We start from the raw sequence: 18890 nt of genomic DNA on the forward strand, positions 1-18890 counted from the left end.
CGAAGCACTCTTCCGGGCGGCGGCAGCGCCGCCCGGTCGGTCCGCGACGAGGGGGCTTCCATGAAATCGTCCAGAACGCTCGGACTGGTGATGATCGCGCCTGCCGCGATCATGATCATCCTCTTCTTCCTGATGCCGGTCGTTCTGACGGCGGTCTTTTCGATGACCAGCATGACGACGGCGACCGGCATATCAGGCGGCGTCTACCAGATCGCGCCTAATTCCCTGATCGCGCTGAAATCGGCGCTGCCCGATATTGCCGCCGAGATGGCCGAACCGCGCTACACGATCGACGAGGCGGGGATCAAGGCTGTCGAGGGCCTCGGGCTGACACCGGGGATTGCCGCGGAATTGCGCACCAAACATGCAGGTGAGGTGTTCACCGCACGCCGCGACGTCGAGCGCATGATCAAGGATCTCGCCGACCGGCCTTCGACGCGCGACGTCAAACAGATTTCCGAACAGTTCAACCGCTCCGTCCTCAACACCCGCTTCGACAGCAAGGAGCAGCTCTTTTCGGCGCTGGATAGTCTGGGTTTCAAACTCACGCCCGAGCAGAAGGAAACGGTCGCCAAGGCCACCTATACCGGCTGGGTTTGGACGACCGACAATTTCTCGCGCATGACAACCTCACCCGACATGGCGCGCGTGCTCTTGAATACTGTGCTCTACGTCGCGCTGGTGCTGATGCTGTTCAATGTCGGCTATGCGCTGCTGCTGGCCATCTGGACGCATTACATGCCGCCGACGCCAGCCTCGATCTTCCGCGGCGTCTGGCTCCTGCCGCGCATCACCCCTGTTGTCATCTACGTCATGCTGTGGAAGTGGCTTGCCTGGGATACCGGTTTCATTTCGATCCTGATGGGCAAGTTCGGCTATCCGCCGAAGAACTATCTTCTCGACAACGCCTATAACGCCTGGTTCTTCGTCGTGCTGATCAACGGCTTCATCGGCGCCTCGATGGGCATGCTGGTCTTCTCCTCGGCGATGAAGGCCATTCCGAAGAGCCAGTTCTATGCGAGCGAGGTCGACGGCGCCTCGCGCTGGCAGCAGATCCGCTACATCATCCTGCCGCAGATGCGCTGGCCGATCCTCTTCGTCACCTGCTACCAGACGCTGTCGCTGCTTGCCTCCTTCAATGAAATCCTGCTCGCGACCAATGGCGGACCGGGCAACGCGACCGAGGTCTGGGCGCTCTCCGCCTATCACACTGCGCTCAGAAACTATGCCGGCAATCTCGAATACGGGTTGGGTGCTGCCATGGCGCTGGTGCTCGTCGTCATCGGCGTGACGCTGTCGCTCCTCTATCTGCGCGTCTTCAACTACGGCACGCTTGTCGCCAAGCCCCTGATCGAGGATTGACCATGGCCGAACGATCGCAGCCCTCGGCAAATTACCGCAGCTGGCCGGTCATAACGGCGCTGACCATCGTCAGCCTGCCGCTGCTCCTGATGTATGTCTATCTCTTCCTCGACACTGTGACAATCAAGCAGGCGGACGCGCTGCTGCCTTCGGGCTTGACGCTCGACCACTGGCGCTTCCTGTGGCAGACGACAGAGGGCAAGGCGAACATCTGGCAGGTGACTGTAAATACGCTGCTCTTTGCTGCCTGCACCACCAGCCTCGTGCTTATTGTCTCGTCGATGGCGGGCTATGTTCTGTCACGACTGAACGTACCGGCGCGCGGCTTCTTCCTTGCCGGCGTCATGGTGCTGCATGCCTTCCCGTCGGTGACGCTGATCATCGCCATCTTCATCGTGCTGCAGATGATCGGCCTCTACAATTCGCTGCTCGGCGTCATCCTGGTGAAGGCGGCGATCGACCTGCCGCTCGGCATCTGGCTGATGAAGGGCTTTTACGACACCGTGCCCTGGGAAATCGAGATGGCCGGCGTCGTCGACGGCGCCTCGCGCTTCCGGGTCTGGCGCAGCCTCGTGCTGCCGCAGGTCAAGCCCGGCATCATGGCGCTCGGCCTGTTCTCTTTCCTCTCCGGCTGGGGCGAATTCATCCTGCCGCAGGTGCTGGCGCCTGGTAATCAGGTGCAGGTGCTTTCGGTCTATCTCGCGGCCTTCCTCGCCGACGATAACAATTATGACTTCAACATGTTCAAAGCGGTCGGCGTCTTCTACCTCGTTCCGGTGCTGATCGTTTACGCGCTCTTCAACAAATATCTCATGAACATCTATGGCGGCGGGAGCAAAGGCTGATGCGCATCCTCCTCGACAATTTTTCGAAGAGCTTCGGCTCCACCAAAGTCATCGAGAACATGACGCTCGAAGTCGGCAGCGGCGAGATGCTGGCGCTGCTCGGCCCTTCCGGCTGCGGCAAATCGACGACGCTGTTTTCCGTCTGCGGCATCCACCGGCCGAGCGGCGGGCGCATCCTCTTCGGCGACCGCGATGTCACCGATCTGCCGAGCCAGGCCCGCAATGTCGGCGTCGTTTTCCAGTCCTATGCGCTCTATCCGCACATGACGGTCACCGAGAACATCGGCTTTCCGCTGAAGGTGAAGGGCATGCCGGCTGCCGAGATCCGCAAGGAAGTCGACCGCATCGCTGCCCTCGTTCAGATCGGCAACCTGATGGGCCGCAGGCCGGCCGAGCTTTCCGGCGGCCAGCAGCAGCGTGTGGCCCTGGCGCGCGCGCTGATCCGCAAGCCGGATGTGCTGCTGCTCGACGAGCCGCTCGCCAATCTCGACGCCAAGCTGCGCCTCGAAATGCGATCGGAAATCCGCCGCCTGCAGCGCGAAACCGGTATCACCGCCATTCTCGTCACCCACGACCAGGTGGAGGCGATGAGCATGTGCGACCGCATCGCCATCATGAAGGAGGGCGAGATCGTCCAGATCGCCACGCCGGCTAAGATGTACAATGATCCGAAGACCGCCTTCGTTGCCGGCTTTCTCGGCAATCCGCCGATCACCTTCCTGCGCGGCGTCGTGGACAAGGGCGCCTTCACCATCCCGCAAAGCGAGATCCGCGTGCCGCTGCCTGTGACCATCGGCGCCGCCGAAGGTACCAAGCTGATGCTCGGCGTCCGGCCGGAGCATTTCACGCCGGCAGGCGACATTACCGTGCCGGGCAAGGTCACCTTTGCCGAAACGCAGGGCCGCGAGAACCTCTACGACGTGGCTCTTGCCGGTGGACCGCTGTTGCGTTCGATACAGCCGGTCCGCAGCGATATTCACGTCGGCGACGACGTCCGCTGGGCGATCGACAGCCGCGGCGTATTCGTTTTCGACGAAAATGGCAGGAGGCTCTGATGACCCGCGATTTCTCTGTATTCTTCAAGCGGTACGGCTGGCCAACGACCAAGGGCCGGCTTCCCTTCTGCATCGGCCATCGCGGCGCCAGCGGCCATGAACGTGAAAACACCATCACCGCCTTCCGCCGCGCCGCCGAACTCGGGGCTGAGATGTGGGAGCTCGACACGCAACTGACCAAGGACGGCGTGGTCGTCGTCTCGCATGACGACCACCTCGAGCGCGTCTTCGGCATCGACCACCGCATTTCCGAGATGACGGCGGCGGAGCTTGCAGGGCTCGACGGCGTCGACGTGCCGAGTTTTTCGGAAGTTGCCGCTCTCGGCCGCGAGACCGGAACCGGTCTCTACGTCGAACTCAAAGCGCCCGGAACCGGCTTGCTTTGCTGGCGGCACCTTGCCGAGATGAACCAGCATTTCGCCTGTCTCGGTTCCTTCGATACGGCTCAGGTGCGCGAACTTCGCGACGCCGCCTGCGATTTGCCGCTTTCCGTGCTGATCCGTGTCGGCCACGATCCGCATGCGCTCGGCGACGAGGCCGGCGCCGATATTCTGCATCTTTGCTGGGAGAGGGCAGGCGAGCGTCCGCAGGATCTGGTGACGGACGCGCTGATGCGCCGCGCCTTCGAGGAAGGCCGCGAGATCGTGCTCTGGCACGAGGAACGGCCGGCCATCCTCGCTGATATCATGAAACTTCCGGTTCTCGGCATCTGCACGGATCTGCCCGATCTGATGCGGCCCCCGGCAGGCAGGGAAAAAGCAGTTGGCAGACAAGGGTAAGGGACCGCGCAAGGTAACCTCCTTCGACGTGGCGCGCGTGGCCGGCGTCTCGCGCGCTGCCGTGTCGCGCGCCTTCACGCCGGATGCCAGCGTCTCGCCGAAGACGCGCGAAAAGGTCTACCAAGCCGCCAAGGAACTCGGCTACCGGGTCAACTATCTTGCCCGAAGCCTGACCAACAAACGCTCCGATCTCGTCGGCCTCGTCGCTGCCGGCCTCGACAATCCGTTCCGCACGCTGCAGATCGAGAATCTGGCAAGAGTGCTGCTCGCCCGCAATTTCCGCCCCATCCTGCTGCCAACCTCGCCTGAGGCCGATACTTCGACGGTCATCGGCCAGCTGCTGCATTACGCCGTATCAGGAGTCATTGTCACCTCGGACGCACCGCCGACCGAGATCTGCGAGCAGTGCGCGGCCGAGGGTGTGCCGATCGTGCTGATCAACAAGGGCAACGACATTCCCTTCGTCGACCGCATCATCTCCGACGACCGCATGGCCGGCCATCTCGCCGCCACCCACCTGATCGACAGCGGTGTGCGAAAGCCCGCCGTGATGGCCGCCCCTGCCATATCCTATACGGCGCGGCGGCGCAGCGAGGCCTTCATCGCACGCTGCAAGCAGCTCGGCGTCGAGGCGCAGTTTCTGCAGGTCAGGATCAACGACTACCGGAGCGGCTACGATGCTGCAGCCGAACTTGCCGCATCCGGCATCGACGGGCTGTTCTGCGCCAACGACTACATGGCCTGCGGCGTGGTCGATCGCATCATGCGGGGCCGCGGCCGCGAGGATGCGCCGCCGCTCTCCATCATCGGCCATGACGACATTCCTCAGGCGAGCTGGGCCGCCTACGATCTCACGACCATCCGCCAACCCTGCGACGTCCAGGCCGAAAAGACGGTCGACCTGCTGATGAGCCGCATAGTCGAGCCGGACCTGACGGCGCGTGTCGAATTCACGCCGGTGACACTGATCAAAAGAAGGACTGCGTGATGAATTCCGTATTCGATCCCGCCGCCATCCGCGCACGGGCGGAGGTCGCGATCACCGTCGCCCTTGAGGTCGGACGGGAGGTTGCCCGGTTTCGGCGCGACTCTGACCCCGGCTCCCTTGCCGTCGAGAACAAGGGATTGCAGGATTTCGTCACCATCGCCGACAGGAGGGCCGAGCAGGCAATCCGCGACGGCCTGCTCTCGCGTTTTCCTGATGATACGTTCATGGGCGAAGAGAGCGGCGGACGATCGGGTAAGGGTGGCACCTGGGTCGTCGATCCGATCGACGGCACGACCAACTATATCAGGGGCTTCCGGCACTGGGGCGTCTCGATCGCCTTCGTCGTCGGCGGAAAGGTGGAGATCGGCGTGGTCTACGACGCCGCCGGAGACAAAGTCTTTCACGCCGTGCGCGGCGGTGGCGCCTTCAAGGACGGGATTCCGGTCCATGCGGCGGCGACCGCCGATCCGTCCAATGCTCTTGTCATTCTCGGCCATTCCCGCAAGACGAGTTTCGACGACCATCTCGCGCTCTCGCGGCGGCTCCATGAACGCGGCATGGATTATCGCCGCATGGGCGCGGCCGCGATCGACCTCGTTCGCGTTGCCGAGGGTGCTGCCGACCTTTATTACGAACGCCATCTCAATGCCTGGGACATGCTCGCCGGCGCGCTGATCGCCGAAGAGGCCGGTGCTGTCGTGGCGATGCCGCCGGTCGACAAACTGCTTGCGCAGGGCGGACCCGTCATCGCCTACTCGCCGGGGCTTGCCGGCGAATTCGCCTTCATCCTCGACATCGAGGGGCTATAGATACACCTCTCCCGGAGACGCGATCTGCCCGATTTCTGAGACTGCGAACTTTGCCCGAAGTTAGGGAACGCCTGTTACGCAACAACGCGATTGCGACCGGTCTTTTTCGCCGCATAGAGATTCTGATCGGCGATCGCCAAAATCTCGTTCGGAGACTTGGCAGACAGGGTACTGGCGAGACCTATGCTGATCGTGACGTGCAGCCCGTTGCAGATCTCGGGCCAGTCCCATCGTTCAATCGCCGAACGCAGCCTCTCGCAGAGATCTGCGGCGCCTCGGGGAGCGCCGGCGAACAGGACGACGAATTCTTCGCCGCCAAAGCGAATTGCCTGATCGGTAATGCGTAGCTGGCCGCGCAATATAGTTCCAATGGCGCCCAAGACCCGGTCGCCGATCATGTGAGAGAAGTTGTCGTTGATCGACTTGAAGTGATCGACATCCAGCATCGCGATGGAATATGGACGCTTCTCGGATGTCAGCGCTTTAAAGCGGCTGTCGAGATATTTGCGATTATAGAGCCCGGTCAGTGCGTCCAGATAGACGGCATTGGCAAGGATATCGGTTTGCTCCTGCAATTTCTGATAGGAGGCCTCCAGCGTGTCTGCGCGCTTCGACTCCGTTTCGGCAACTTCCTTGAACCGTTTGGTTTCATAGTAGATTTCAGCGAGACGTGCGCGTCGCTGCGTACTCTCGGCACTATTGCGCAGATAGGCTTGGTGGTATTTCTTATGTGCCTCCAGCGCCGGATCGAACTGCCCCAGCCCCTCATAGGCCTGCGACAGATAAAGATAGATCTGCACATAGGAATCGAAACTTCCGCCGGCGTCGATCAGCTCCACCGCCTCGAGCAGCGGCGACAGGGCTTCCGTGAATTTTCCGGAATTGTTGTAGATCTGGCCCAAAGTGTAGAGATATTGCTGCCTGTCCCTGACATAGCTGTTCTCTTGAAACAGCCGATAGCGGACCATGCACTGGAGCGCCTTCTCATGCTCGCCCAGGTGGCTGTAGAACTCGGCTTGGTTGCCGAGACAGAGGCGAGCGGCCCAGCTGTCGCCGATCTCGATTGCGATGTCGAGCGCCTGTTCGGTCAGTGCCAGCGCTCTGACCAGCATCTGGTGTTCTTCCTCCGGCTGGCCGAGCGCCCGCGCGATATATCCGCCTTCCGAATGAGCGCCGCCGAGATTGATGAGCCACCAGCATTCATAGTTCTTATTGCCAATCGATCTGGCGAGTTCGACAGACCTCTCGCTCATCAGGATGGCCCGGTCGGGCTGTTTGTTGCACCAGAAGATAATTCCGATGACGTTGGTGGCCAGGCTTTGTGCTTTCGGGTCCGCGGCCTTGTCGGCCAGATCCAACGCGCGGGTCGCTTCTTCGATTGCTTCCTCCGGCAAGCCCAGTTCCAAGAGCAACCATCCGAAATAGGCCCGGGCAACGGCTTCCTCTTTGCGCTCCCCGGTCAATTTCCAGAAGTCTATCGCCCGCCGGACATGCGTCAGTCCAAGTTCGGCCTTGCCGATTTGAAAACAGTACCAGGCAATATCCGTGTCGCATTGCGCGGCGAGCCGGTCGTCGCCCCGCGCCTTGGCATCAACAAGAATTTCGCCGGCCAGTGTAAGGGCCTCAACCGAACGGCCTGTACATCCAAGGTGCCACGCTTCCTGTAAGCTGGAATTTGCTTGTCGAGTATTTGCTTCGGCATCAACAACTTGCATATCGGACACCAACATTTGTCTGCTGGCTATGGATAGCATCAGAAGTTTAAAATGATGCAAACTGCAAAAAGCAGGCGACAAACCTGGAAACAGGGTATCGAAAGCCTCTCACACCTTTCGCCATCATGCTCCAACGTCCGCCGGTTAATCGGCCATGCGGCGGCGCCAGGCGCGTTCGGTCGCCGGTGCCTCGTCCGTGGTGATCTGATCCGGCTTCAGGGCCATCAGCGTCGAAAAGCCTAGCCATTCCTCTTCGCTGAAACCTGCCTCCGGATCCTTCAGGGTGAAGGTCCAGGCATCGACGCGTTTGCCTTCGTCCTGGCAGAGCGCGATCATGTCGAGGCCTTCATTGGCGGCACCAAGGATCAGCGGCCAGTGGAGATAGATCGTGTCCGGTTCGGTCGGGCCGCGCAGGTCGGCGCGCAGTTCCGTCTCGACCGCCTTCCAGCCGTTGGCCTTTTTGATATCGTAGAGCTTGTCGGTCGGATCGATCCCTCGCAGAAGATGGGGAAGCTTCTCCTTGACCGCGACGATGAGGTCGAGGCTGCCGCCGCTGACGATCACCGAGGCGGCGATATCCTGGAAATGCGCGGCCAGATGCGCAATGCCCCTGGCGCCGATCGCTTCAAAGTCATCCTTCATGTCGAATTGCAGCAGCGCGGCCGGGTGGGCCGATTGGAGCATGGCGGCGAGATCCTCGCTCAAGATCAGCGGCCGGTCGCCCTCCTGCATCCTGATAGCGGTGAGGTCGCCGATGCTCTTCTTGCCGATCGCTCCCTGCCCAGTCGTTTCACCTTCGAGCTCCTCATCGTGCAGCACGACGAAACCGCCGTCGGCGCGGACGCGCAGATCGAGCTCCATCGAGGCGCCTGCTGCAAATCCCTCCGCCATCACTTCGGCTGAGAACAACGGATCGGCAAACCGCTTGCGCAACCGGTGCCATTTCAGGCGGGTGCGATGCCCCTCATGTGAAATCTCCAGGCCCTGCGCATCCAGCAATCTTGTCATCTGCACCAAGTCTCCGCGATTGCTACTCTCCTGCCTTGATGAACCATGATTATCAAGGGCCGAAGACGGCTTTCATCGACTGTAGGCTGCGGATATTGCCTCCGAAGCGGCTGATATATCCGAGGGATGGCCTGCCTGCCTGAGGGCGGCGCCATACGCCACGACATTCGACAGCACCGTCTGGAATGCGGCGCGCGGGCCCGTGTGGTTCAGCCGCACGAGACGGGCCGGCGCGGTTCCGACGCCTTCGGTCACCTCAACCCCGAGCTGCCCGGCAGCTGCGATCAGCGCGGCAGGCGCCAGCGCCTCCGGCACAGGCACGGCCGTGACCAGGTTCGACGCTTTTACTGCCGGCACCCAGGCTGGGGCTCCGAGTGCGGCAAGCCCCGCTCGTGTCGCCGATGCTGCCAGCGCATGGCGGGCGACGACATTTTCCAGGCCTTCAGCCTCGATGCGGTCAAGCGCCGCCTCCAGCGCGAAGAATTCCAGCGGCGCCGGTGTTCCCGGCAGGCCGCGTCGGCCGCCATCGACCCATGACTTCTGATCCGCCAACGACAATATCGAATCGCGCGCGGCGCCATCTCTGAGAATGAGATCCCAGGCGCAGCGGCTGACCGAGAGTGCGGACAGACCGGCCGGCCCGCCGAGCGCTTTCTGCGGGCCGATCACGGCGATGTCGATGCCGAGATCGTCGACATTGAGCTGATGGCCACCGACAGAGGCGACCGCATCGACGACGGTGACGACGCCGCGGGCACGCGCAAGCGCCAATATCTCCGGCAGGGGGTTGAGAATGCCGCTCGCGGATTCGGCATGAACCAGCGCGAGCACGTCGATCTTCGGACCCGTCTGGAGCGCTTTGGCGACTGCTTCGATCTCGATCGGAAGGCCCGGTTCGGCGACGATATCGGCGACCGCCGCGCCACCCCGCCGCAGCCATTGCCCGAACCAGCCGCCATAGGAGCTGGTGACGATGTTGAATGCTGTCAGGCCAGGGCGCGCAAGGCTCACCGCCGCCGCCTCGAGCGCCACCACCGCTTCTGCCTGCACCAGCAATATATCGTTGCGGCTGTGCAATATGCCGCCGATCCTGTCGGCGAGGACGGCGTAGCGCTCCGCGGGATAGGAGGGCACGCCATGCAGGGGATTCCAACCAAGATCGGGCATGGATACTTCCTTCAGCAAGGATCGGTCACGAGACGAGGGACGGCTGCAACGAGTGCGCGGGCGGCCTCCGATTGCGGCGCGGCAACGACCGCCGCTGCCGGGCCGGTCTCGACGATCCGCCCGCCATCCATGACGGCGATGCGGTGGGAGACGGCCCGGACCACGGCAAGATCGTGCGAAATGAACAGACAGGCAATGCCCTGTTCTTTCTGCAGATCGACCAGGAGCTCGAGGATCCGGCCGCGCACGGTCACATCGAGCGCCGAGACCGCCTCGTCGAGCACCAGCAGCGATGGCCGCGTCGCAATCGCCCGCGCAATCGCCACACGCTGCCGCTGACCGCCGGAGAGCGAACGCACCGGACGTGCGGCATGATCTGCGGTGAGGCCGACACGCTCGAGCAGCATGGCGATCTCGCCGGGGCGCTGGTTCTTCGCGGCGACGCCGTGGATGCGAAGCGGATCGTCGAGCACCGCACCGACGCTCGCCAGCGGATTGAAGGCCGCAAGCGGATCCTGAAACACCATCTGCATACGCGCCCGCCGGCGGCGCAAAGACGCGCTATTCAGCGCGAGCCAATCCTCACCCTCGAAACGGATCGAGCCGGCATCGGCGCTGAGAAGCCGCAGCAGGATGCGCGACAGCGTCGATTTTCCACTGCCGGAGGCGCCGACGAGACCGAGCGTTTCCCCTGCCGCGATGGTGAGCGACACATGATCGACGGCAGCAACCTGGCGGCCTGAGGAAGAAAACCCTTTCGACAGGTTTTCGACGGAAAGCAGCATGTCGTTCATGACGCCACCTCTTCGATCAGCGGTGGCGTCGCGAGGTCGCGATGGCTGGCGATGAGGGCGGCGGTATAGTCGCTTTTCGGCGCAGAAAGCACCGAACGGACGGGGCCTGCCTCGACCAGCCTCGCATTGCGGAAAACGGCGATGCGATCGACAAAGCCGGAGGCAAGCGCGATGTCGTGGGTGATGAAGAGCAGCGTCAGGCCGTCCTCGCGCACCAGCCCGTCGAGCAGGCCGACGATCTCGGCCTGGACCACCATATCGAGCGCGCTGGTCGCCTCGTCGGCGATCAGCAGCGCCGGTTTCGCAGCGATGGCCGCCGCGATCGCCACGCGCTGGCGCTGGCCGCCAGAAAGCTGGTGCGGAAAAGCCCGCATCGCCTTATCAGGCTGCGGTATCCGCACCCGCCCGAGCAGCTCCTCCGCCCTGGCATAGGCCTGTTGCCAGCTGAGGCCGAGATGGCGCCTGGCGCCCTCGGCGATCTGCTCGCCGATCGTCAGGACGGGGTTGAGGCTCGAGCCCGGGTCCTGGAAGACAAGGCCGAAATCGCGGCCCGGGCGGGGTGGATGCCCAAGTGCAGGCCAGAGCAATTCGCCCTGGACCTTCGCTCCCTCCGGCAGCAGGCCGGCAAGTGCTCGCGCGAGCGTGCTCTTGCCGGAGCCGCTTTCGCCGATGATCGCCAGCCTTTCGCCGGCTGCGATATCGAGGTCGACGCGGTCGAGGGCGGCATTCCTGCCGCGACTATAGGTGACCGAAAGCTGCCGCAGGCTGCAGAAAATGCTCATGCCGCCCTCGCACCGTCGTCGCCAAGCGCCTTGCCGAGGCCTTCGCTGAAGAGATGGACGCCGAGCACGGTGATGGCCAGTGCCGCACCCGGTATGACGGAGAGATAGGATGCCGAACGCAACACGCTGCGGCCCTCGGCTATCATCGAGCCCCAGGTGGCGATATTGGGGTTGCCCAGCCCCAGGAAGGAAAGTGCTGCTTCGGTGAGGATCGCGCCGGCGACGATGGTGGCGGAAAGCGCCAGCACCGGCGGCAGCGCGTTCGGCAGGATTTCCCGGAGGGCGATCTCGGCCGGATGCATGCCGATCACCCTTGCCGAGGCAACGTAATCCTGCTCACGGATCGCCAGCACCTGCGCTCTCGTCAGCCGCGCCGGATCGGCCCAGGTGCCGAGCGCAATGGCAATGACGACGACAGGCGTCGACACCCCGATGGTGCTGACGAAGGCAAGGGCGAGCAAAAAAGCCGGCACGATCTGGAAGGCGTCGACAACCCGCATCAGCGCCTCGTCGACGAGCCCGCCGGCAAAACCGGCCGCCATGCCGACGCAGAGCCCCAGCACCATGGCCGAAAACGCTGCCGCCAGGCCGACGGCAAGCGAGGTTCGCGCGCCATAGAGCAGCCCCGCCAGGACGTCGCGGCCGAGCCGGTCGGTGCCGAGCGGAAAAGCCGGATCGGTGAATGGCGTCAGCAATGCACGGCCGGCAATTCGCAACGGATCGCCCGGTGAAAGGATAGGGGCGAGCAGTCCGGCCAAAATCAGGACAAGAAGGATCGCAAACCCGATCACCCCTTCCGGCGTGCGCAGCAGGCGGCTCATGCACCGCCCTCCGAGGCGCCGATGCGCGGGTCGAGCGCGGCATAGACCAGATCGACGAGGAAATTGACCGAGATGACGAGGACGGCACTGGTGACGACGATGCCCATTAACAGCGGCGCGTCGCGGCCGTTGACCGCCTCCTGCGCCAGCCGCCCGAAACCCGGGATCGCAAAGACGCTTTCGATCACCACGCTGCCGCCGAGCATCGCCGCCGATTGCAGCCCGAGCATGGTGACGAGCGGCAGCAGCGCATTGCGCGCCACGTGGCGCAGCACGATCCGGCTTCGCGACAAGCCCTTGGCCCCGGCGAAGAGCACGAAATCGAGCTTCCACGCCTCGGCCATGCCGCTGCGCATCACCCGCAGGAACAGAGCGAGATAGATCAAGGCGAGCGCGCCGACCGGCAGAACCAGATGGTCGGCGATATCAAGAGCACGCGAAAATCCTGTGTTGCCCGAAGCGATCGTCTCGACGCCGGCGATCGGAAACCAGCGCAGCTTCACCGAAAAGGCGATGCTCAAGACCAGACCGAGCCAGAAGCTTGGAATGGCATAGACGATCAGCGAACCGATCGACAGCAGCCGGTCACGCAGGCTGCCCGGCCGCGCCCCGGCGAGAATGCCGAGCGCCGAGCCGAGGCCGAAGGAGAGTGCGGTCGCGCTGCCCATCAGCAGCATCGTATTGGGCAGGCGTTCGGCAATAAGCGCGCCAACCGGCCGGCCGAAGGCGACCGACCAGCCGAGATCGAAGCGTGCGAGTGAGGAAAGATAGAGCCAGAGGCGGGCGAACATCGATTGGTCGAGGCCGTAGCTCTGGCGCAGCGACTGCCTAAGTGCGGCATCGCCGCCGCCGATCGAGCCGAGATAGGCGTCGACGGCATCGCCCGAGGCGGATTCGAGCAGGAAAAAGGTGAAGATCACCACGATCAGCAGCACCGGAATACTGCTGATCGCCCTGCGCCTCAGGAGGATGATGGCTCGTTTCACGCCTGACAGGGCCTCTGGAAGAGAATTGCCGCCGATTCTATCACGATTGCAGCGCGGTATCGCCCCAGTTCGAAACGGCCCAGCGCGGATTGTTCGAGACGTTGAGCACGGTATCGCGTGCAACGGTGATGAAGCCCCATTCCGCAACGTTGATCAGCGGCAGGTCGGCGACGACCAACTGCTGGAACTTGCGGTAGAGATCGGTGCGCGCCGCCGTGTCGATGGTTTCGGATGCCTGCAGGATGATCTTGTCGAGTTCCGGATTGACGTAGCCACCCTGGTTGGAGAAGGGCACGCCGGCTGGCGTACCGGACTGGACGAGAATGGTGGTGGAGATCGCCGGGTCGCCGCGGAAGACCGGCGGGCCGACGGCGAGATCGAAGTCGTGATCGGTATAAACAGCTTTCTGGTGCGCGGCCGCATCGGCATTGACGATCTCGGCATTGATGCCGATCACGGCCAGCGCCTGGCGAAGGTAATCGCCGAACTGGCGGGTTTCGTTGAAATAGGGCGCGGGGCGAAGCTTCAGCGTAAAGCGGTTGCCATCGGGCCCCTGCTTGTATCCGGCCTTGTCGAGAATGTCGTTGGCCGCCGCCGGATTGAAATCATAGGCCGCGACATCCTGCGTGTAGAACTGCGGCGCATTCTTCGGCACGGGACCGGTGGAGGCGGCGGCGTAGCCGAGGAAGATCGTGTCGACCACGAATTTCTTGTCGATTGCCTGGGCGATCGCCTGACGCACCCTGAGATCGGCAAGCTCCTTGCGGCGATGATTGATCTCGACGACGAGCTGGTAGGTCAGGGCCTCATAGCCCTTCGAGATCACCTTGATGCCGGCGACCTTCGAGATACGATCGAGATCGGCCAGCGGCACAGCCGAGAAGGCGGCAAGCTGGATTTCCTCGGCTTCGAGCGCCGAGCCCGCTGCTTCGCGATCGGGCAGCACGCGGAAGACGATCTCATCGAGTTTCGGCTGGTCCTTGTCCCAGTAATTCTCGTTGCGCGTCAGCCGGTAATATTCGCCGGCCTTGTGTTCGGCGAACTTGAACGGACCGGTGCCGACGAGCGTGTTGTTGGCCGGATTGGTGGCGATATCGGTCCCGTCGAAGATGTGCTTGGCGACGACGCTGGTCACGACCGGCAGCGCGTTGCGGATCAGCTGGAACGGCGTCGGCTTGGAGAAGCGGAAGATCGCGGTGTAATCGTCAGGTGTATCGACGGCTTCGAGATTGGCAAAGACCAGGCGGCCGAGATTCTGCAGCGGCTTCCAGATGTTGAGCGCCGAGAAGGCGACATCGACCGAGGTAAACGGCTTGCCATCGTGCCAGGTGACGCCATCGCGCAGCTTGAAGGTGACGGAGAGGCCGTCATCCGAGCCCTCCCAGGAGGTGGCGAGGCGCGGCGAAAGCCCATCCTTGCCGTCGAACGACGCTTCGGCCAGCGGCTCGATCACCTTGCTTGCGACGAAGAAGACGCCGTTCGAGGCGACGATGGCAGGGTTGAGGTTCTTCGGCTCGGAATCGGCCGCAACGATCAGCCGGCCGCCGCTGGGTGCAGCCTGCGCAAACGCCTGCCGGGCGAGCGCCGTCGAAGCAAGCAGCAGGGCGGTGCCCTTCATCAGCGTGCGCCGCGAGATAGATGATACGGTCATGACCCCTCCTGATCGGTGAAATTCGGGTGCCCATATTCAGGGCGAAATGCAAATTGTCATAGAGGTTAGATTCGAATGGTTGGGCTGGGCGAGATATTTTTTGTCACCCAGCCATTATTCGCTCAGCCGTTGGCCGCGACACGGGCAGGCTCGGTGAAGAGATTACGATAAGCGGCACCCGGATGCGGCGCGACGAGCCGTGGCCCCGCTCCCCCAAGTTTTTCCCGCAACGTCCCCTTGGCGTAGTCGGTCTTGTAGACGCCGCGCTTCTGCAGTTCCGGCACCAGCAGATCGACGGCATCCTCGAAACTCTCGGGCGTCACGGCATAGGCAAGATTGAAGCCGTCGACATCGGTGTCCTCGATCCATTCCTGCATCAGATCGGCGACCGTTTGCGGCGAGCCGACGAAAACAGGACCGAAACCGCCGATGCCGACCCAGTCGGCCATTTCGCGCACCGTCCATTCCTTGGTGGGATCGATGGTGGTGAAGGTCTCGACGGCCGATTGCACCGCATTGGTATGGCGGTGCCGCAGCACCTCGTCCGGTCCGAACTGGCCGAAATCGATGCCCGTCCAGCCGGAGATCAGCGTCAGCGCGCCCTCGAAGGAGGCGTAATTGCGGTATTCGTTGAACTTCCGCTGTGCTTCCGCGTCGGTCTCGCCGAGAATCACGGTCTGCAGGTTGAAGGCGAGGATTTCGCGCGGGTTGCGGCCGACCCGTTCGGCCGCCTCGCGGACATTGGCGACGTAACGCTTCAGCACTGGCTTCGACGGAGAGGCGACGAAGATGCATTCGGCATGGGCGCCGGCGAAATCCTTGCCGCGGCTGGAGGCGCCGGCCTGATAGAGCACCGGTGTACGTTGCGGCGAGGGTTCGCTCAAGTGAATGCCGGGCACATTGAAGTGCTTGCCGGAATGGCGGATCGGATGGACTTTGTCAGGATGGGTGAAGATACCGCTTTCCCGGTCGCGGACGACGGCGCCGTCTTCCCAGCTTCCCTCCCAGAGCTTGTAGCAGACCTCGAGATATTCCTCGGCGAGATCGTAGCGATCGTCATGCTTCGTCTGTGCCGGCTGGCCGATATTGAGCGCGCCGCTGTTGAGGTAGGAGGTGACGATATTCCAGCCGACACGTCCCTTGGTCAGGTGGTCGAGCGTCGAGATGCGGCGGGCGAAGGTATAGGGATGCTCGAAGGAGAGCGACGCCGTCAGGCCGAAGCCGAGGTGCTCGGTCTCGTAGGCCATGGTGGGGATCAGCTGCAGCGGATCGTTGACCGGCACCTGCGCCGAATGGCGAAGTGCGGCGTCGACATTGCCGTTCAGCACATCGTAGACGCCGAGCACGTCGGCGATGAACAGCCCGTCGAACTTGCCGCGCTCCAGCGTCTTTGCCAGATGCACCCAGTAGTCGAGATCCTTGTAGGTCCAGGACTTGTCGCGTGGATGGCGCCAGAGCCCTGGCGACTGGTGTCCGACGCAATTCATGTCGAAGGCGTTCAGCCTGATTTCGCGGGTCATGTCTTTCTTCCTTGGAATTAGGGATTGCTGCGGCCGAGGCCGTAGGTCAGCGCTAAGGCTCCGACGAGCACGGCGCCCTTGACGAAATCCTGGGTGTAGTAAGGGGCGTTCAGCATGGTGAGGCCGTTCAGCAGCACACCGACGAAGACGGCGCCGGCAATGGTGCCAAGCACGTTTGGACGTCGCAGGTTGAAGACGGCAAAGCCGATCAGTGCTGCGGCAACCGAATCCATCAGCAGCGAGCCGCCGGAGGAAATGTCGCCGCGCCCGACGCGGGCGGCAATCACGATGCCGCCGAGCGATGCCAGCGTGCCCGATAGGACATAGGCGAGCGTCTTCAGCCGCACGGTCGAGGCGCCGGCAAGCCGGGTCGCGACCTCGTTGCCGCCGGTCGCAAACAGCAGCCGGCCGATGCGGGTGCGTTCGGTGAGAATGAAGAGTGCGATGGCGACCACCGCCATCAGCACCACCGAAACGGGCAGGGTGCCGAGAATGCTGTAGCGGCCGATCAGCAAAAAGGCCGGATCGTAGGCGCCGGTCGCTTTTGAGCCGTCGGGCAGGGTGAGGCCGGCCGAAATCGACCGGCCGGCGGTCGGGATCAGTTGCAGGCCGGAAAGCAGGAACATCATCGCCAGTGTCGCGAGCAGATCAGGCACTTTCAGGCGGACGATGAGGAAGGCGTTGACGAGGCCGACCAGCGCGCCGAAGGCGAGCACCAGCGGCACGGTCGCATAGGCATCAAGGTGCCAGACGATCATCGCGTAGCTCGCCGCCATTACGCTCGATGCGGCGACGGCTCCGATCGACAGGTCGAAACCGCCGACGGCAAGGGTGACGGTGACGCCGGCGCCGAGAATGGCGACGACGGACACCGCCTGCAGGACGCTCATCAGATTGGCGATATTGATGAAGGCGGGTTGGGCGATGGTGAAGCCGACGACGAGCAGTGCCAGCAGGATGAACACCGCGCCCGCCCGCAGGAACGCGCCGAGGGCGGCAAGACGACCGCTATCGGCTTGCGGCGATGCCTTCGGCCGGGCGCTTGCCTGTGGAAGAGTGTCGTCATCGATCGTCGTCATGCGGATATTCCCTGAATGGCGGAAGGAGCGGCAATTCCGCCTGCTGCTGGCCTCAACACGTGGCGGTCGATGACAAGGATGCGATCGGCCACCTCATAGGCCTCCTCCGGGTCCGAGGTCGCAATCAGCGTCGCCCGGTCGCTGCGGGCGCGAATTGCCCGGATGATGTCGTGACGGGCGCCGACATCGACACCCTGGAAGGGTTCGTCGAGCAGCAGCAGCCGGCTCGGTTCCGCCTCCCAGCGGGCGATCACCGCCTTCTGCTGGTTGCCGCCGGAGAGCGACCAGACCGAAGCGAGCGGTCCCGCGGCCTTGATGCCGAGACGAGTGATCGCCTGTTCGGCCTCGCGTCGTTCACGGCCGCCGAGAAGGAAACCGCGCGGATACCATTTGGCAAGATGCGGCAGGCTGATGGTCGCCGACAGCGAATGGCCCGGCCATGCCGGCGGCATCAGCGAGGAACGGTGACGGTCTTCGGCGGCCATGGCGACACCCGCCGCAATTGCCTCAGCCGGGCTTTTCGGCCGATAAGGCCGACCATCGAGGAACATCTGGCCGCCGGCAAGCGCCGTCACGCCGAAGATCGCCTGGAGCAACCGGCTCTTGCCGGCGCCGAGCACGCCGGTTACCGCCACCACCTCGCCCTCGTGCAATGACAGATCGAAAGAGACGGCCTCAGAGAGCAGTCTGATATCGCGCATCTCGAAAATCACTGGTCCGGTCGCGGGCCGCGCATCCGGCCGGGCCGCATCCAGTCTGCGGCCGATCATCGTTTCGATGGCGCTCGCAAAATCGATCGGCCGCGAGAAGGTACCGACGACACGGCCGCCGCGCATGACGAGCGCGCGGTCGGCAATCGCTTCGAGATCGGCGGTACGGTGCGAGATATAGAGGACCGCCAGGCCCTTTTGGCGAAGCCTAAGCAGAATATCGAAGAGGCGGCGGCTTTCCTCTCCGGAAAGGCTTGCCGTCGGCTCGTCGAGGATCAGGAGGTCGGCGCGATTGGCAAGCGCCCGGGCGATCGCCACCAGCTGCCGATCGGCGCTGGCGAGGGTGCCGAAATCACGGTCCAGCGGCAGGGTGAAGCCGGCGGCATCGAGCATTGCCTGCGCGGCGCGGCGGATGCCGGCGCGCGAGACGAAGAAGGGTGTGCTGCGATCGGCAAAATGATTGAGAAGCAGTGCATCGGCAACGCTCAGGCCGGCCGCGCCGACAAGATCCGTCGACTGATGCACGGTGACGACACCGGCCTTTGCCGCTTCGGCCGGGCTACGTGGCGCAAAGGCGCGGCCATCGAGGCTGATCGTGCCGCCATCAGCCGGAAGCACGCCGGAAAGGATCTTGACCAGCGTCGATTTGCCCGCGCCGTTTGCGCCCATCAGCGCCACGATCTCGCCGCGCTCCATCGAAAAATCAGCGCCGGCAAGCGCCCGCGTCGACCCGAAACTGCGGGTGATATTTTCAATGTGAAGAAGCGGCATCGATAAAGGTCCGGGGCTGCAATCGAAGCCGGAGTGTGCCCTGTCCGG

General features: G+C 63.3%; 17 protein-coding genes. 6 read left to right on the top strand and 11 right to left on the bottom strand.

The features are described 5' to 3' along the window. Positions 1–60: 60 nt before the first annotated feature. From AC1ECN_RS05380 to AC1ECN_RS05405, 6 genes are read left to right on the top strand one after another with little or no spacing between them, the layout of a single operon-like run. Positions 61–1362 (top strand): carbohydrate ABC transporter permease, encoded by a 1302-nt coding sequence (locus AC1ECN_RS05380; RefSeq protein WP_477952391.1) that lies wholly within the window; start codon positions 61–63, stop codon positions 1360–1362. A gap of 2 nt (positions 1363–1364) precedes the next feature. After that, positions 1365–2207, top strand: coding sequence for a carbohydrate ABC transporter permease (locus AC1ECN_RS05385; RefSeq protein ID WP_130657666.1), 843 nt, complete (start codon positions 1365–1367; stop codon positions 2205–2207). After that, positions 2207–3262: an ABC transporter ATP-binding protein gene (locus AC1ECN_RS05390; RefSeq protein ID WP_130705718.1), complete on the top strand. Its 1056-nt coding sequence runs from the start codon at positions 2207–2209 to the stop codon at positions 3260–3262. Before AC1ECN_RS05385 ends, AC1ECN_RS05390 begins: the two co-directional genes overlap by 1 nt. After that, entirely contained in the window at positions 3262–4041 is a 780-nt protein-coding gene (locus AC1ECN_RS05395) for a glycerophosphodiester phosphodiesterase (protein ID WP_130666048.1), read from the top strand. Before AC1ECN_RS05390 ends, AC1ECN_RS05395 begins: the two co-directional genes overlap by 1 nt. Further along, positions 4025–5029, top strand: coding sequence for a LacI family DNA-binding transcriptional regulator (locus AC1ECN_RS05400; protein WP_477952394.1), 1005 nt, complete (start codon positions 4025–4027; stop codon positions 5027–5029). The genes AC1ECN_RS05395 and AC1ECN_RS05400 overlap by 17 nt, the downstream gene beginning before the upstream one ends. Further along, positions 5029–5838 carry an inositol monophosphatase family protein gene (locus tag AC1ECN_RS05405; RefSeq protein ID WP_477952395.1) on the top strand — a complete coding sequence of 270 codons (810 nt, stop codon included), beginning with the start codon at positions 5029–5031 and terminating at the stop codon, positions 5836–5838. The genes AC1ECN_RS05400 and AC1ECN_RS05405 overlap by 1 nt, the downstream gene beginning before the upstream one ends. 74 nt (positions 5839–5912) lie before the next feature. Here AC1ECN_RS05405 and AC1ECN_RS05410 read toward each other — a convergent pair whose 3' ends face one another. The 11 genes from AC1ECN_RS05410 to AC1ECN_RS05460 all read right to left on the bottom strand — a co-directional run bounded on the left by AC1ECN_RS05410 (position 5913) and on the right by AC1ECN_RS05460 (position 18842). Continuing rightward, positions 5913–7568, bottom strand: a complete 1656-nt coding sequence (locus AC1ECN_RS05410) for a GGDEF domain-containing protein (protein ID WP_164042774.1) — start codon at positions 7566–7568, stop codon at positions 5913–5915. A gap of 129 nt (positions 7569–7697) precedes the next feature. Then, entirely contained in the window at positions 7698–8561 is an 864-nt protein-coding gene (locus AC1ECN_RS05415; RefSeq protein WP_024320122.1) for a glycerophosphodiester phosphodiesterase, read from the bottom strand. A gap of 72 nt (positions 8562–8633) precedes the next feature. Next, on the bottom strand, positions 8634–9728 hold the full coding sequence (locus AC1ECN_RS05420; protein WP_027688795.1) for an aminotransferase class V-fold PLP-dependent enzyme: 1095 nt from the start codon (positions 9726–9728) through the stop codon (positions 8634–8636). A gap of 11 nt (positions 9729–9739) precedes the next feature. Then, positions 9740–10522, bottom strand: coding sequence for an ABC transporter ATP-binding protein (locus AC1ECN_RS05425; protein WP_018069339.1), 783 nt, complete (start codon positions 10520–10522; stop codon positions 9740–9742). Further along, complete coding sequence (locus AC1ECN_RS05430; protein ID WP_018069340.1) at positions 10519–11304, bottom strand: ABC transporter ATP-binding protein; 786 nt, start codon at positions 11302–11304, stop codon at positions 10519–10521. The genes AC1ECN_RS05425 and AC1ECN_RS05430 overlap by 4 nt, the downstream gene beginning before the upstream one ends. Further along, complete coding sequence (locus AC1ECN_RS05435) at positions 11301–12125, bottom strand: ABC transporter permease (RefSeq protein ID WP_130705722.1); 825 nt, start codon at positions 12123–12125, stop codon at positions 11301–11303. The genes AC1ECN_RS05430 and AC1ECN_RS05435 overlap by 4 nt, the downstream gene beginning before the upstream one ends. Then, complete coding sequence (locus AC1ECN_RS05440) at positions 12122–13111, bottom strand: ABC transporter permease (RefSeq protein WP_075223669.1); 990 nt, start codon at positions 13109–13111, stop codon at positions 12122–12124. Before AC1ECN_RS05440 ends, AC1ECN_RS05435 begins: the two co-directional genes overlap by 4 nt. Before the next feature lie 40 nt (positions 13112–13151). Beyond that, positions 13152–14762, bottom strand: a complete 1611-nt coding sequence (locus AC1ECN_RS05445; RefSeq protein ID WP_477952399.1) for an ABC transporter substrate-binding protein — start codon at positions 14760–14762, stop codon at positions 13152–13154. A 122-nt stretch (positions 14763–14884) separates the two neighbouring features. Further along, positions 14885–16282 (bottom strand): LLM class flavin-dependent oxidoreductase, encoded by a 1398-nt coding sequence (locus AC1ECN_RS05450; RefSeq protein WP_075223671.1) that lies wholly within the window; start codon positions 16280–16282, stop codon positions 14885–14887. Positions 16283–16299: 17 nt separating this feature from the next. After that, positions 16300–17361, bottom strand: a complete 1062-nt coding sequence (locus AC1ECN_RS05455) for an ABC transporter permease (protein WP_075223672.1) — start codon at positions 17359–17361, stop codon at positions 16300–16302. After that, positions 17358–18842, bottom strand: coding sequence for a sugar ABC transporter ATP-binding protein (locus tag AC1ECN_RS05460; protein WP_130676588.1), 1485 nt, complete (start codon positions 18840–18842; stop codon positions 17358–17360). Before AC1ECN_RS05460 ends, AC1ECN_RS05455 begins: the two co-directional genes overlap by 4 nt. Positions 18843–18890: the final 48 nt, after the last annotated feature.

It is taken from the genome of Rhizobium sp. 01N447_2 (assembly GCF_056399245.1).